At 68.8% G+C, this 13,850-nt stretch carries 9 protein-coding genes; 8 read left to right on the forward strand and 1 reads right to left on the reverse strand.

Annotated features, from left to right (window positions below; all coding sequences use genetic code 11):
* Positions 1-4 precede the first annotated feature (4 nt).
* Positions 5-763: a DNA repair protein RecO gene (recO, locus tag MSB02_RS00855; RefSeq protein ID WP_267193325.1), complete on the forward strand. Its 759-nt coding sequence runs from the start codon at positions 5-7 to the stop codon at positions 761-763.
* A 28-nt stretch (positions 764-791) separates the two neighbouring features.
* Here recO and MSB02_RS00860 read toward each other — a convergent pair whose 3' ends face one another.
* The gene (locus MSB02_RS00860) at positions 792-1,733 is read right to left on the reverse strand and encodes a Ppx/GppA phosphatase family protein (protein WP_267193326.1); all 942 of its coding nucleotides are present in this window, start codon (positions 1,731-1,733) and stop codon (positions 792-794) included.
* Between the two features lie 154 nt (positions 1,734-1,887).
* Between MSB02_RS00860 and MSB02_RS00865 the strand changes: the two genes are divergently transcribed.
* From MSB02_RS00865 to dnaG, 7 genes are all read left to right on the forward strand, one after another.
* Entirely contained in the window at positions 1,888-2,802 is a 915-nt protein-coding gene (locus MSB02_RS00865) for a glycine--tRNA ligase subunit alpha (protein WP_267193327.1), read from the forward strand.
* Entirely contained in the window at positions 2,799-4,871 is a 2,073-nt protein-coding gene (glyS, locus tag MSB02_RS00870; protein ID WP_267193328.1) for a glycine--tRNA ligase subunit beta, read from the forward strand. The genes MSB02_RS00865 and glyS overlap by 4 nt, the downstream gene beginning before the upstream one ends.
* 3 nt (positions 4,872-4,874) lie before the next feature.
* Positions 4,875-5,693: a pyruvate, water dikinase regulatory protein gene (locus MSB02_RS00875; RefSeq protein ID WP_267193329.1), complete on the forward strand. Its 819-nt coding sequence runs from the start codon at positions 4,875-4,877 to the stop codon at positions 5,691-5,693.
* Positions 5,694-5,817: 124 nt separating this feature from the next.
* Positions 5,818-8,535: a pyruvate, phosphate dikinase gene (gene ppdK / locus MSB02_RS00880; RefSeq protein WP_267193330.1), complete on the forward strand. Its 2,718-nt coding sequence runs from the start codon at positions 5,818-5,820 to the stop codon at positions 8,533-8,535.
* 76 nt (positions 8,536-8,611) lie between these two features.
* Positions 8,612-9,640 carry a deoxyguanosinetriphosphate triphosphohydrolase gene (locus MSB02_RS00885; RefSeq protein ID WP_407653144.1) on the forward strand — a complete coding sequence of 343 codons (1,029 nt, stop codon included), beginning with the start codon at positions 8,612-8,614 and terminating at the stop codon, positions 9,638-9,640.
* A 121-nt stretch (positions 9,641-9,761) separates the two neighbouring features.
* On the forward strand, positions 9,762-11,846 hold the full coding sequence (locus tag MSB02_RS00890; RefSeq protein WP_267193332.1) for a sodium-translocating pyrophosphatase: 2,085 nt from the start codon (positions 9,762-9,764) through the stop codon (positions 11,844-11,846).
* A gap of 170 nt (positions 11,847-12,016) precedes the next feature.
* Positions 12,017-13,849, forward strand: a complete 1,833-nt coding sequence (dnaG, locus tag MSB02_RS00895; protein WP_267193333.1) for a DNA primase — start codon at positions 12,017-12,019, stop codon at positions 13,847-13,849.
* The last annotated feature ends 1 nt before the right edge of the window (position 13,850 follow it).

Here is a 13,850-nt window from a genome sequence, read left to right on the forward strand (position 1 = left end):
ACCGATGGCTTCACGCCGCGTCCGCGCGCTCTCCCTCAAGAAGACCAAGCTCGGCGAGACCGACCTGATCGTCACGTTCCTCGCCGAGGACGGCTGCCAGGTGCGCGCGGTGGCCAAGGGCGCGCGCAAGCCCGGTTCGCGGTTCGGCGGGCGCGTGGAGCCGTTCGTGGTGGTGGACCTCCTCCTGCACGAGGGGCGCACGCTCGATATCGTCACCGACGCCGAGATGGTGGCGTCGCACGCCGGTGTGCGGACCGATTACGACCGCTCCTCGGCCGCTTCGGTGGTGGCAGACTTCCTGGACAAGATCTCGGTGGAGTGCCAGACCGAGGACCGCCTCTTCGGGCTTGCGGTGGCCACCATCGACGCTATCGAGGGCGCGGAACCCGATGCCTTGCTGCCGCTCGTGGTGGCGTTCCTGGTGAAGGGCATCGCGATGCACGGCTACCGTCCGCAGTTCTCGGCGTGCGTGATCTGCGGCGGTGTGGCCGAGGGCGCCGCGGCCTTCTCGCTGGAGAGCGCAGGTCCGGTCTGTCAGCCGTGCCGCGCCCATGCGCCGGACACGGTGCTGGTGTCGGCGGACGCGCAGGCCCTCCTGGCGGGACTGCTGGGTGCGAGGATGGCCGAGGTAGCCGTGCTCGACATCCCGCAGCCCGTGCTGATGGAGGCGTTCGCTCTCGTGCGGCGACTGGTGACGTACCACGTGCCCGCGCGCCTCAAGGCGCTCGACCTGTATGGCGCGTCCCTCGGCGCCGCCCGGTAGGTCGCCGGGCTACGACGACGCATCCGGTTCAGGCGGGGTCGCCGGGCGTGGAGAGGCCCGCCATCTCGAGCAGCAGGCCTTCCCGGATACCGCGCCGGTTCGCGGCGATGGTGCGCGTTCCCAGCAGGTCGAAGAGCTCCATCATCACGAGCGACCCCGCGAGGACGGTCTCGGCGCGGTAGGGCGGTATCCCCGGGATCGAACCCCGCTCCTCGATGGGGAGCGCCGCCACCTCCGCGGCCACAGTCTCGATCTCGCCGAGAGGGACCGTGACGCCATGGACGTCGAGCGGGGAGGCTCCCGTGCGCGCCGCGGCGGCCCCCACGAGGGAGGTGATCGTCCCGCCGCTGCAGACCGCCAGCCGGGCGGGGCGGGGCGACGGCCCGAGCGCGTCCTCCAGCTCCCTCCGAATCGCGCTGCGGGTCTGGGCGATCTCGTGCGATGCGGGGGGATCGGCGAAGGATCCGAACCGCGCGGTGACCGTGACGGCCCCAAGGGGGAGCGAGACGATGGTCTCCGCCGATCCGTCGCTGGCGAGGACGACCTCGAGCGAGCCGCCGCCGATGTCGGCCACGCAGACGCGGCCGGACAGGTCGAAGTTGGCGGCCGCGCTCGCCAGCGCGAGCTCGGCTTCGCGCCGGCCGTCGATCACCTCCACAGCCACCCCTGTCTCGCGTTCGACGCGCTCGATGAACTCCGCGCCGTTGTCGGCCGAACGCACCGCTGCGGTGGCGACGGCGCGCACGGCGGTGGCTCCGTGGGCGGACGCGAGCGCGACCATGTGACCGACGGCGTCGAGCGAGGCGGCGATGCGGTCCTCGGCAAGGCGACCGGTGGCGAGCAATCCTGACGCAAGCCGGGTCCGGATGCGTTCATCGGCTATCACGCGCATGGCGGTGGAGCCTAACACCTCCGCCACGGTCCCACGCACCGCGTTGGAGCCGATGTCGACCACTGCGACGCGTTTCATGCCCCCACCATCCCCCTCGCCTGCAGCCGTATAGGCCGCCAGAGACAGTCTAGCAGCGTGGGATGACACGCCCCGGCGCGCGCCTGGTGTACACTGTCTGCCACGTTCCGGAGCGCCGTTCCGCGGCGCCGACAGACGACGAAGCGGGGAGTGAATGGCACTCGACTTCCAGGAGATGATCCTAGCCCTCCAGCGGTACTGGGCCGAGCAGGGGTGCGTGCTGCTTCAGCCGCACGACATGGAGGTGGGGGCCGGGACGTTCCACCCGGCCACGACGTTGCGCTCGCTCGGACCCGACGCCTGGCGCTGCGGCTACGTGCAGCCGAGCAGGCGTCCCACCGACGGCCGGTACGGCGAGAACCCGAACCGTTTGCAGCACTACTACCAGTACCAGGTGATCCTCAAGCCATCGCCCGACGACGTGCTCGACCTGTATTTCGACTCTTTGCGCGCGATCGGCATCGAGCCGGAGCAGCACGACATGCGTCTTGTGGAGGACGACTGGGAGTCGCCCACCCTCGGCGCGTGGGGCCTTGGCTGGGAAGTGTGGCTCAACGGCATGGAGGTCACGCAGTTCACGTACTTCCAGCAGGTGGGCGGCATCGAGTGCGATCCGGTTCCCGCTGAGATCACCTATGGTGTGGAGCGCCTCGCGATGTACATCCAGGGCGTCGACTCCGTGTACGACCTGGTGTGGGCGCCCGGTTTCACCTACGGCGACGTGTTCCTGCGCAACGAGCGCGAGCAGTCGCGCTACAACTTCGAGCTCGCCGACACCGCCATGCTGCGGGGTCTGTTCGACATGCACGAGGCCGAGAGTGCACGTTTGCTCGCCGCGGGAGCCGTGCTTCCCGCCTACGAGCAGGCGCTCAAGTGCTCGCACTACTTCAACTTGCTCGACGCGCGCGGGGCGATCGCGGTCACCGAGCGCGTGAGCTTCATCGGGCGTATCCGCACGCTCGCCCGAGGCGCCGCCGAGGCGTACGTGGCGTCTCCGGAGGTCGGCCGTCGCGACGTCCCGTACCTCCCGCACGCCGCTTCGCAGGCCGAAGGCGGTGATGCCGAATGAGCCGCACACTGCTCTTCGAGATCGGCGTGGAGGAGGTGCCCTCGGCGCCGCTGTACGACGCGGTCTCGCAACTCAAGGAGCGCGCCGCCAAGGCGCTCGGAGACGCCCGTCTCGGCTATGACACGATCGAAGCGTACGGTTCGCCGAGGCGTCTCGCGCTCGTTGTCACCGGGTTGGCCGGGCGGCAGGACGACCTGTCACTCACGGTGAAGGGTCCCGCCGTCAAGGCGGCGTTCGACGCCGAGGGGAACCCCACGAAGGCCGCGGAGGGCTTCGCGCGCAGCAGGGGCGTTGCCGTTGACGCGCTCGAGCAGGGTGAGATCGACGGCGGGCAGTACGTGTTCGCGCGCGTGGAGGAGCAGGGCCGTGACGCCGCCGAGGTGCTCCCGGGCGTGCTGGAAGCGCTCGCGGGCGACCTCGACTGGGCCAAGTCGATGCGGTGGGGAAGCGGGACGACACGCTTCATCCGCCCCGTACGCTGGCTGGTGGCGTTGCTCGACGACGAGGTGCTGCCGGTACGGTTCGCCGGTCTCGAGGCCGGTCGCACCACCTCCGGTCACCGGTTCCTTTCCGGCCCGATGGAGATCGGGGCGGCTGGCGAGTATCTGGACGCGATGTGCCGGGGTCACGTGCTCGCCGACCCCGCGGAACGCGCCGAGACGGTGCGCAGGCAGATCGACGAGGCCGCCGCGTCGCTCGGCGCCACGGCGGTGGTGCCCGAGAAGACCTTCGCCGAGGTCGTGAACCTCGTGGAGTTCCCCACCGTGGGTATCGGCCGGTTCGACGAGCGGTTCCTCGCCGTTCCCCGCGAGATCGTCGAGGAGGCGATGGAGAGCCACCAGCGGTACTTCCCGGTGGAAGGACCCGACGGCGAGCTGCTCGACCGCTTCATCGTGGTGCACAACGGCGACCCGGCGCGGACCGGCACGATCGTGGCGGGCCACGAGCGCGTGATCAGGGCGCGTCTGGCCGACGCGGCCTTCTTCGTGGACGAGGATCTCGCTCACCCGCTCGAGGAATACGTGCAGCGGCTGGAGACGATCGTCTTCCACGAGAAGCTGGGTTCGCTCGGCGCCAAGGCGGCCCGCGTGGAGGCGCTCACGCGGGCGCTGGCCGAGGCCGTGGACGCACCCGCCGACGAGGCGGCGTATGCGGTGCGCGCGGCGCACCTCGCCAAGGCCGACCTCGTCACCCACGCGGTGGTGGAGTTCACGTCGCTGCAGGGCGTGATGGGCATGCGCTACGCGCTCGCCGCCGGAGAGGCCGAGGGTGTGGCCGAGGCCATCGTGGACCACTACCGTCCCCGGTTCGCCGGCGACGCGCTGCCGCGGTCGCTCGCGGGCATGCTGGTGTCGATCGCCGACAAGCTCGACACGATCGTGGGCATCTTCGCGATCGGCCAGGGTCCCACCGGCTCGGCGGATCCGTACGCGTTGCGCCGCTCGGCCATCGGCGTGCTCACGATGATGGTGGACGGCGGCGTACGCTTCGATCTGGACCGGGGCATCGCGGCCGCGCTCGCGGGCTACGTCGATGTGCTGCCGGACCTCGACCCCAACGAGACCGGGGCGACCGTGAAGTCGTTCTTCGACGGCCGGCTCGCCGTGATGCTCAAGGACCGCGGTTTCGCGTATGACGAGGTGGACGCCGTGATGGCCGTGGCCTCGGCCGATCCGGCCGACACGTTGCGCCGGATCTCGGCCCTGGCCGCGTTCCGCACCACCGAGGCCGGCGCCGACCTGTCGGTCGCGTTCCGGCGCGCCGCGAACCTTGCCGACCCCGCGGCCGGAGACGAACCGGCGCGCGAGCTCATGGGGCCGCAGGAGGACGCGCTCGCCGATGCGCTCGACCTCGCGTATCGCGATGTGGGACGGCTCATGACCGTGGAGCGCGACTACGACGCCGCGCTCGCGGCGCTGGCGGAGCTTCGCGGTCCGGTGGACGACTTCTTCGAGACGGTGCTCGTGATGGACGAGGACGAGCGGCTGCGCACGAACCGGCTCGCGATCCTGAACCGCCTCGGGGGCCTGTTCGCCGACTTCGCCGACTTCGGCAAGCTCACGGGATAGCCGGTGGCGGAGCGCCCGTACACCATCCACGTGGTATCCGACTCGCTCGGCGAGACGGGGGAGACGGTCGCGCTCGCGGCCGTCTCGCAGTTCACGCCCAACGCGTTCCGCATCGAGCGGCTGCCCAAGATCTCCAGCGCCGAGGACCTGCGCCAGATCGTGAAGGAACACTGCGGGCGCGACTGCATCTTCTTCTACACGCTCGTGGACCGGAATCTCCGCGCGGAGATGGAGCGCCTTGTGGCCAACGGCGTGATCGGCGTGGACCTGCTCGGCCCCGCGGTGAAGCTGCTCTCGGAGGTCGTGGGTTCTGCGCCGAGCGGCGAGGTGGGCCGTATCCGCCGCACCGACGAGGGGTACTTCGACCGGATCGAGGCGATGGAGTTCGCGGTCAAGCACGACGACGGACGCAATCCCGAGGAGCTCGCGCAGGCCGACATCGTGATCGTGGGCGTCTCGCGCACCTCCAAGACGCCGATCTCGATGTACCTGGCGTTCAAGGGGTGGCGCGTGGCCAACGTGCCGCTCGCGCCCGGCGTGGATCCGCCGCGGGAGCTGTTCGACCTCGATCCGCGCAAGGTCTTCGGTCTTGTCACGAGCGCGGACACTCTGCTCACGATCCGCCGGGAGCGGATGCGGGAGCTGGGTACGTATGTCCACGGGTACGCGGAACGCGAGGCGGTGGAGGCCGAGCTTGCCGAGGCGCGCAAGCTGATGCGGCGTCTCGGGTGTCTGGTGGTGCACACCGAGAACCGCGCGGTTGAGGAGTCGGCGCAGGAGATCCTGCGGCACGTCGGCGCGGTGATGGAAGTCAAGGACTGAACCGCCCGGCATAGCGTCCGCGCCGGGAGTCGGCCTGACCCGGTTTCCGGGTCCGGGCAGCCATCCTGTACGGTATTATTGTCTGCACGTTCGTCGGGGGATCCAAGGAAAGCGAGGGAGCGAGTTGGCTGACACGAAGCGCATCTACGCATTCGGCGGCGGTCAGACCGAGGGCGGCAAGGACATGAAGTTCGTGCTCGGTGGCAAGGGCGCCAACCTGGCGGAGATGGCCAACATGGGGCTGCCGGTCCCGCCGGGCTTCACGATCACCTGCCAGACGTGCATGGAGTACTACAACGCCGAACCGCCGGCGTTCCCCGAGGGTCTTGCCGAGGAGATCTCCGCCAACGTGGCGGTCCTCGAGGAGAAGATGGGCAAGAAGCTCGGCGACGACAGCGACCCGCTCCTCGTGTCGGTGCGCTCCGGCGCCGCGTTCTCGATGCCCGGCATGATGGACACGGTCCTCAACCTCGGCCTGAACGAGAAGTCGGTGCAGGCGCTCATCGCCAAGAGCGGCAACGAGCGCTTCGCGTGGGACAGCTACCGCCGCTTCATCCAGATGTTCAGCAAGGTGGTGCTCGACGCCGACGGCGACCTTTTTGAGAACGCCATCGTGAAGATGAAGCAGGACCGCGGCGTGGAGAACGACACCGAGCTCACCGCCGACGACATGAAGGAGCTTGTGGCCGACTTCAAGCGCCTCGTGGCCGAGCATGTGCCGGCCGAGGAGTTCCCGCAGCTCGCCGTGGACGGCGCGGTCGTCTTCCCCCAGGACGTCTCGCAGCAGCTGCACCTGGCGATCGAGGCGGTCTTCCGCAGCTGGAACAACCGACGTGCGCGCGACTACCGCCGCATGGAGAAGATCGACGACGACCTCGGCACGGCGGTGAACGTGCAGGCGATGGTCTTCGGCAACATGGGCGAGACCTCCGGCACCGGCGTGGGCTTCACCCGCAACGCCGCGGATGGCACCAGGGAGTACTACGGCGACTTCCTCACCAACGCGCAGGGCGAGGACGTGGTGGCCGGCATCCGCAAGACGCGGCCGATCTCCGAGCTGCCCGACGTGCTTCCCGAGGCCGGCAAAGAGCTCTATCGCGTGTTCGAGGTGCTCGAGCAGGCCTACCGCGACATGTGCGACATCGAGTTCACCATCCAGGAAGGCAAGCTCTGGATGCTGCAGACCCGTATCGGCAAGCGTACCGCCCGCGCGGCGCTCAAGATCGCGGTGGACATGGTGGACGAAGGCCTCATCACGCGCGAAGAGGCCGTGATGCGCATCAACCCCGCGCATCTCGACCAGCTCATGCATCCGCAGTTCGACACCACGGCCACCTACGACGTGCTGGCCAAGGGTCTGAACGCGAGCCCCGGCGCGGCGGTGGGCGAGGTCGTCTTCAGCGCCGATGACGCGGAGGCGGCGGCGGCCGAGGGCCGCAAGGTGATCCTGCTCCGGTGGGAGACCAACCCCGACGACCTGCACGGCATGGTGGCCGCCCAGGGCATCCTCACCAGCCACGGCGGCAAGACGTCGCACGCGGCGGTCATCGCCCGCGGGATGGGCAAGCCGGCGGTCTGTGGCGCCGAGGCGCTCAAGATCGACATGAAGGCCAAGCAGGCCACGGTGAGCGGCAAGGGCGTCGTGCTCAAGGAGGGCGACATCATCTCGATCGACGGCACGAGCGGCATCGTGGTGCTCGGTGAGGTGGCGCTCGTGCAGCCCGACGTCTCGGGCGACATGGACACCATCCTGGCGTGGTCCGACGAGTTCCGCACCACAGGTGTGCGCGCCAACGCCGACACACCTGATGACGCCGCTCTCGGCCGCACATTCGGCGCGGCCGGCATCGGGCTGTGCCGCACCGAGCACATGTTCCTCGGCGAGCGTAAGGACATCATCCAGGACTTCATCCTGGGCGAGTCGGCCGAGGTGCGGCAGCGGGCGCTCGACAAGCTGCTCGAGGTGCAGACCGAGGACTTCCTCGGCATCTTCTCGGCGATGGACGGGCTGCCCGTCACGGTGCGCCTGCTCGACCCGCCGCTCCACGAGTTCCTGGATTCGCCGCGCGACCTCGAGGTGGAGATCGTGCGTGCCGAGTGCGGTGGCGCGTCCGCGGAGCAGCTGGCGCCCAGGCGCAAGCTCCTCGCGCAGATCGACGCCATGTCCGAGGCCAACCCGATGCTCGGGCTGCGCGGGTGCCGGCTGGGCATCACGTATCCCGAGCTCTACGCACTGCAGGTGGAGGCCATCACGCGCGCGGCCTGCGAGCTGAAGAAGCAGGGCAAGGACCCGCGTCCCGAGATCATGGTGCCGCTGGTGAGCGTGAAGGCCGAGCTCGCAACGCTCCGCGAAGAGATCGAGACGGTCATCGTCCGGGTGTCGCAGGAGTGCGAGGTGGACATCATCATCCCGGTGGGGACGATGATCGAGCTGCCGCGCGCCGCGGTGTGCGCCGATGAGATCGCCGAGGTAGCCGACTTCTTCAGCTTCGGCACGAACGACCTCACCCAGACCGCATTCGGCTTCAGCCGTGACGACATCGAAAGCAAGTTCCTGCCCAAGTACCTGGAGCGCAAGGTGCTGCCGCGCAACCCCTTCGAGACGATCGACGACGGCGTGGCCAAGCTCGTGTCGATGGGTTGCGAGCGGGGCCGTTCCACCAATCCCAAGATCAAGCTCGGCGTCTGTGGCGAGCATGGCGGCGACCCCGAGAGCGTGCACACCTTCTACGGCATCGGCCTCGATTACGTGAGCTGCTCGCCGTACCGGGTGCCGCTGGCGCGGCTCGCGGCGGCGCAGGCGGCGCTCGCCGAGACCGCCCAGGGCTCGGACAACCGCTAGGACCTCGCGACGAGGGCGCCGGCCCGCACCGGCGCCCTCTTTCGCACCCGTTGGGGAGGCGATGGTGGACACGCAGGTGATGACGCGAGAGGCGTACGAGGCCGCCGAGGCCGAGCGGCTCTCGCCGCGCGCCGCGCTCTCGTCGGCATCCAGAGGCCGGGAGAGGTCCACCGGGCGCGACCCGTACCGGACCGACTACCAGCGCGACCGCGACCGCATCATCCACTGCAAGGCGTTCCGCCGGCTGTCGCACAAGACGCAGGTGTTCCTCGCGCCCGAGGGCGACCACTACCGCACGCGGCTCACGCACACGCTCGAGGTGTCGCAGATCGCGCGGTCGGTGGCCCGGGCGCTGCGGCTCAACGAGGACCTCACCGAGGCGATCGCCCTCGGCCATGACCTGGGCCACACGCCGTTCGGACACATCGGCGAGTCGGCGCTCAACGACGCGCTGAAGACCGCCAAGCGCAAGTACCCCTCTGCGCCGTATCCGTTCCACCACAACGTGCAGAGCCTGCGGATCGTGGAGTCGCTGGAGTACGAGGGCAAGGGCCTCAACCTCACGTGGGAGGTGCGCGACGGCATCCGCTGTCACACGGGTCGCAAGCGCGCATCCACGCTGGAGGGGCAGGTGGTGGCCATCTGCGACCGCGTGGCGTACGTGAACCACGACATCGACGACGCGATACGCGGCGGCGTGCTCACCGCTGAGGATCTGCCGCGCGGGCCGGTCGACGTGCTCGGCGGCACCATCAACGAGCGCATATCCACGATGGTCACGAGCCTGGTGGAGACCACGGCCGTCTCGGAGACGGTCACGATGGCCGACGACATCTACAAGGCGATGATGGACCTGCGGTCGTTCCTCTTCGACAACGTGTACCTCTCGCCCAACGCGAAGGCCGAGGAGCCCAAGGCCTACAACGTGGTCAAGACGCTCTTCGAGCACTACATGGCCGAGCCGGACGACCTGCCGATCGACGATCGTCCGGAGGATCCGGCCGACCTCGCGCGTGCGGTGACCGACTACGTCTCGGGCATGACCGACCGCTTCGCCATCCGCACGTACGAGAAGCTCATGATCCCCAACCGGTGGCGCGTGTAAGCGGCGTTACCGTCCTGTTGCCGCACCACACTCGTTCGGCTATCATCGCCAGAGCGCCGAGGGGGTCACGAGGGGCTCCCTGGGCTGCTTACGTATTCGCCATGAAGGGAGACGCACGTCCATGGAGCAGTGGATCGCTTGGTTCGCTCCGGTAGCGGCCGTCATCGGTTTCGGGGTGGCGCTCTACCTGGCTAACTGGGTACTCAAACAGGATCCGGGCAACGAGCGGATGCAGGAGATATCGAAGGCCACGCAAGAGGGCGCGCTCGCGTTCCTTGTCCGTGAGTACCGGGTGCTGATCGTCTTCGCGCTCGTGGTTGCGCTGATCATCGTCGTGGTACCGGCGATGCCCTGGCTGACGGCGGTGGCATTCCTTTCTGGCGCGCTGCTCTCCGCAGGCGCGGGCTACTTCGGCATGCACATCGCCACCCGGGCGAACTCACGTACCGCACAGGCCGCAACCGACGGCGTTCACAAGGCGCTCACGGTGGCGTTCCGCTCCGGCCTCACGATGGGCCTGACGGTCGCGTCGTTCGGTCTCGGCGGGCTGAGCCTGTGGATCATCTTCCTCATCATCAACGGCGATAGCCCGCAGCCCGAGGTCGTGAACGGCTTCGCCATGGGCGCCAGCTCCATCGCGCTGTTCGCCCGTGTGGGCGGCGGCATCTACACGAAGGCGGCCGACGTGGGCGCAGACCTCGTCGGCAAGGTCGAGGCGGGCATCCCCGAGGACGACCCGCGCAACCCGGCGGTCATCGCCGACAACGTGGGCGACAACGTGGGCGACGTGGCCGGAATGGGCGCCGACCTCTTCGAGAGCTTCGTGGGCTCCATCCTGGCTCCAGTGGTGCTTGCCGTGTCCCTGTGGGGCATCGCCGGCGCCGGGTTCGATTCGATCGACTTCATGTACGGCGTCACGGCGCCGCTGCTCATCGCAGCCATCGGCATCATCATGTCGATCTTCGGCCTGTTCGCTGTCCGGGCCAAGGAGGGCGGCAACCTCCATGGCGCGCTGAACATGGGCACGTACGTCGCCGCATCTTTGCAGGTCGTGGCGATGGGGCTTCTGTTCTGGCACTGGTCCACCCGCGTGGGCTCCGACCCCGCGCGCCTGTGGTTCTTCGCGGCGGTGCTGGCCGGTCTGATCGCAGGCATCGCGATCGGCAAGATCACCGAGTACTTCTGCTCCGACCACTACAGCCCGGTGAAGAAGATCGCCGAGGCTTCCGAGACCGGTGCGGCCACGAACATCATCGCGGGCCTCGGCACCGGCATGATGTCCACGGCGCTGCCGATCCTCGTGGTGGGCGCTGGCATCATCGTGGCGTTCCTCGCAGGTGATGCGGCCTACGATGGTGGCGGCATCTACGGCATCGGCCTCGCCGCGCTCGGCATGCTCTCGATCACGGCGATCACGGTGGGCGTGGACGCCTACGGTCCTGTGGCCGACAACGCCGGCGGTATCGCCGAGATGGCGCACATGGGCAAGGATATCCGCACGATCACCGACTCGCTCGACAGCGTGGGCAACACCACCGCGGCGATCGCCAAGGGCTTCGCGATCGGCTCGGCGGGTCTCACCGCCCTGGCCCTGTTCGTGGCGTTCCGCACGTCGCTCGTGGCCGGTGGTGTGGCGATCGACATGAGCCTTGAGAACCCGTATGTGATCGTGGGCCTGTTCGTCGGCGGCATGCTGCCGTTCCTGTTCGGCGCGCTCACCATGGGCGCCGTCGGACGCGCGGCGTTCTCGATGATCGGCGAGGTGCGCCGCCAGTTCAAGGAGATCCCCGGCATCATGGAGGGCACCGGCAAGCCCGACTATGCCGCGTGCGTGGACATCTCGACGAAGGCAGCGCTCAAGGAGATGGTCGTACCGGGCGCCATCGCTGTGGCCGCACCGATCGTGGTCGGTGTCATCCGGGTGGACATGCTCGCGGGCCTGCTCGCCGGCGCGCTCGTGACCGGGTTCCTGCTCGCCGTGTTCATGGCCAACGCGGGTGGCGCGTGGGATAACGCCAAGAAGTACATCGAGGGTGGCCAGCACGGTGGCAAGGGCTCCGAGGCTCACAAGGCCGCGGTCGTGGGCGACACCGTGGGCGATCCGTTCAAGGACACCAGCGGTCCGTCCATGAACATCCTCATCAAGCTGATGACCGTCGTATCGCTGGTGTTCGTGCCGCTCTTCATCGCGGTGCACGGCGGCTAGGCGCAAGGAACGCTCAAGTCGTTGCTCCCGGGTGCCGATGACGGTGCCCGGGAGCACGTCGTTACGGCGGCCGCGTATGCGCCGTGATCGAAGGCAATGCGGCATCACCCCGGGCGGGGCGCCCGCTTTCGGGTATCTATCTGTGACCGGACCGCTGGATCGGAGGTGTCATGGGACGTATCGCCGATGAGGATGTCGCGCGCGTCCGTGATGCCACCGACCTCGTGTCACTCGTCTCGGAGACCGTCGTCCTGAAGAAGAAGGGCCGGCTCTTCTGGGGCAACTGCCCCTTCCACGGCGAGAAGACCCCGAGCTTCAAGATCGATCCGTCCACGCAGTTGTGGCACTGCTTCGGGTGCAACCGGGGCGGCGACGCCTTCGGCTACGTGATGGAGGCCGAGCACCTCGAGTTCCCGGATGCCGTACGGCGGCTGGCCGAGCGCGCGCACATCGAGATCGTGGAGACCGGCGGGTCCGGCGTGCCCACGGGGCACAAGGAGCGGCTGATCGCCGCGTGCACCGAGGCCGCCGCGTACTTCCATCGGCAACTCGTGGCGGGCACCGCCTCGGGGGCCGGACAGGCCCGCGACTACCTCGCCCGGCGCGGGTTCGGGTCGGATGTGGCCAAGCGGTGGTCGCTCGGCTACGCGCCGCACGGACGTGACTCCCTGGTGCGTCACATGATCGACGCGGGGTTCACGCGCGACGAGCTCGTGGAAGCCAACCTGGCGCTCGCCGACGGCGCGTCGCTCAAGGACCGGTTCTTCAACCGCATCATGTTCCCCATCAACGACCTCCACGGCCGCACGATCGCGTTCGGCGGGCGGGTGGTGGGGTCGGGGGAGCCCAAGTACCTGAACTCCCAGGAGACGCCGGTGTTCCACAAGTCGGCCAACCTGTACGCGCTCGACCGTTCACGCAACGAGATCGTGTCCTCCGGCACCGCCGTGGTGGTGGAGGGGTACACCGACGTGATCGCGCTCCACGAGGCCGGGATTCGCACGGCCGTGGCCACGCTGGGCACGGCGCTCACCGAGCGCCACGTGAAGCTCCTCGGCAGGTTCGGGACGCGGGTGGTGTACCTGTTCGACGGCGACGAGGCCGGTCAGCGGGCGGCGCTCAGGGCCGCCGAGTTCCTGGATTGGGGCATCACGCCGGAGGCGGGGAGTTCGCGTGTCGACCTGGACGTGGCCATCATCCCTGGCGGCAAGGACCCTGCGGACCTCGTGACCACGGAGGGCGCCGAGGCGATGTCGAAGGTGATCGACGGCGCTCAGCCGCTGCTGCGCTTCACCATCGACAGGCGGCTGGAGGAGCACGATCTGGCGAGCCCCGAGGGGCGCAGCGCGGCGCTCGGGGCCGCAGCGGCCGTGCTGGCGCCGGTTCGCGGGTCGCTGCTCGCCCAGGACTACGTGATGTACATCGCCGGGCGGCTCGGCACCGAGTACGCCACCGTGGAGCGCGCGATACCCGCGAAGCGCCGGCAGCCATCGGCGGAGGCGTCCACACAGGCGGAGGCGGCGGCGCCGGAGCGCCGTCTGAGCGCCGAGGAGAAGACCGAGCGTGAGCTGGTGCGGCTGGCGGCGATCGCCCCGTCGCTCCGTGGCGAGGCACGGCTTTTGCTTGCAGAAGGTGCCGTGGGCGGGGAGAAAGCACGCGCGCTACTCGAGATCGTCACCTCGGCGGATGATGCGGTGGGCGACGATCTTTATACGCGTGTGGCCGAGACCGACCGCGAGGCCGCCGGCGTGCTCGCCGGGTGGTTGGTGGACGCGTCGGAAGACGAACAAGTAGAATACGCGTTTCGGGAAGTGGCCGCCCGCGTCAAGGAGTTCGCGCTCGGGCGTCTAATCTCTAAGAAGAAGGGCGAACTCCAGGCATTGGACCCCGCGGGTGACGCGGAGTCGTACGATCGTTTGTTCGGCGAGATCGCCGAACTGCAGCGCGAGCGGGCCGCGATCCGGGTCCGTCCGCGCGCCGGAACAGAGGTGGAGGCGGAGTAAA

This window comes from Anaerosoma tenue (genome assembly GCF_023161965.1).
GTDB lineage: Bacteria > Actinomycetota > Coriobacteriia > Anaerosomatales > Anaerosomataceae > Anaerosoma > Anaerosoma tenue.